This window comes from Endozoicomonas sp. ONNA1, assembly GCF_024606325.1.
Taxonomy (GTDB): domain Bacteria; phylum Pseudomonadota; class Gammaproteobacteria; order Pseudomonadales; family Endozoicomonadaceae; genus Endozoicomonas_A.
The window spans coordinates 1-1,360 of record NZ_JAHHPN010000664.1; the positions used below are offsets into that span (position 1 = coordinate 1).

The 1,360-nt window shown below is 51.9% G+C and carries 1 protein-coding gene; it reads right to left on the reverse strand.

Annotation, left to right across the window (positions count from 1 at the left end; all coding sequences use genetic code 11):
• Positions 1–159: 159 nt before the first annotated feature.
• On the reverse strand, positions 160–1,360 hold a 1,201-nt coding region (locus KDK19_RS15680; protein WP_257292316.1), incomplete at its 5' end, for a DNA topoisomerase.

The window sequence follows — 1,360 nt, forward strand, 5'->3', positions numbered from 1 at the left end:
GCCAGAAACGTCGGCGGAGAAGGCTTAACGTATCAGGTCTCGTGGAATCGTGAAACACTCTAACACAGCCCTTGCCAGAAACTGAAGACTCTTGGAGGAGCAAGCTGCCTGGCTGGATTAAACCTGTAGATTCGTTCACTTATCAGACATCTTTTCCTGTCAGGAAGCTCGACGGGTAGTTTTTCTACGGCGGGTTTTCTTCTTGAACCGGTTGGGCGATACCGGAGGCAGCCCCTGCACATTGATCGTTCCTGACTGCCCGGCTTCCTGCAACAACTGCAGCAGTTGCTGTTCAAGCTGATTCATAAAGGTCTGGTAAGAACCTTTTTTCTCCACGATCTGATTCAGTGACGCTTCCCAACGAGCGGTCATGTCTGGACGACTGACAGGTTCCGGCAGCGCTTTGATCAATGCTTTCCCGGTTTCAGTGGCATGAATGTTTTTGCCCTGGCGGGCAAGATATTTCCGATTGAACAATAGTTCAATAATCCCTGCCCGGGTAGCCTCGGTACCCAAACCATCGGTCTCCTTCAGCACCTTCCTGATCTCGGTATCCTTCACATAGCGGGCAATTCCGGTCATGGCTGATAGCAGGGTGGCATCGGTAAATGGCCTGGGTGGTTGGGTTTGTTTCTCTGCCAACTCTGCTTCCTTGCACAGCAGTGTCTGTCCTTGCTGCAATTCCGGTAACCTTTGACCCTCGAATTTATCGGATTGTTTATCTGTAGTTGATGATGGCTTGCGGGGAAAAATGGCTGTCCAGCCTTCTTCCTGCACTTCCCTGCTGCTGGCCATGAATAACCCGCCTTCCAGGGTGACACTGACTTTTCGGGCTAAAAATCGGTGATCCGGATAAAACTGAGCCACATACTGTCTGGCAATCAGGCGATATAGGTTACGCTCCCGGTCACCCATTTTGTAGAGATCGGCTCTTCGGGTGGTGGGGATAATCCCGTGGTGTGCGCCGACCTTCTTGTCATTCCAGGCTTTGCTTTTGCGATCGGGTAATGCACCGTCAACAGCGCTGGCCAGTTTTTCATCATGACTTCGGATCGCTGCCAGCACTTCCGGTGCCTCCCTGAAATGCTCCACGGGCAGATAACGGCAATCCGAACGGGGATAGGTCACCAGTTTCTGCTCATAAAGCTTTTGACAGACATCCAGCACCTCCTTGGCACTCATCCTTAGCTGTTTGGCAGCATCAATCTGAAGAACGGAAAGTGAATAGGGTAAAGGTGGAGACTCCTTAGCGGGTTTATTCTCCAGCTTACTGACTGTTCCCTGCTTGCCCTGTATCCTGCTGACAACATTTTCCGCCAGCCGACGATCCAGCACACGACCCTCGTCATCCATCCAGGGC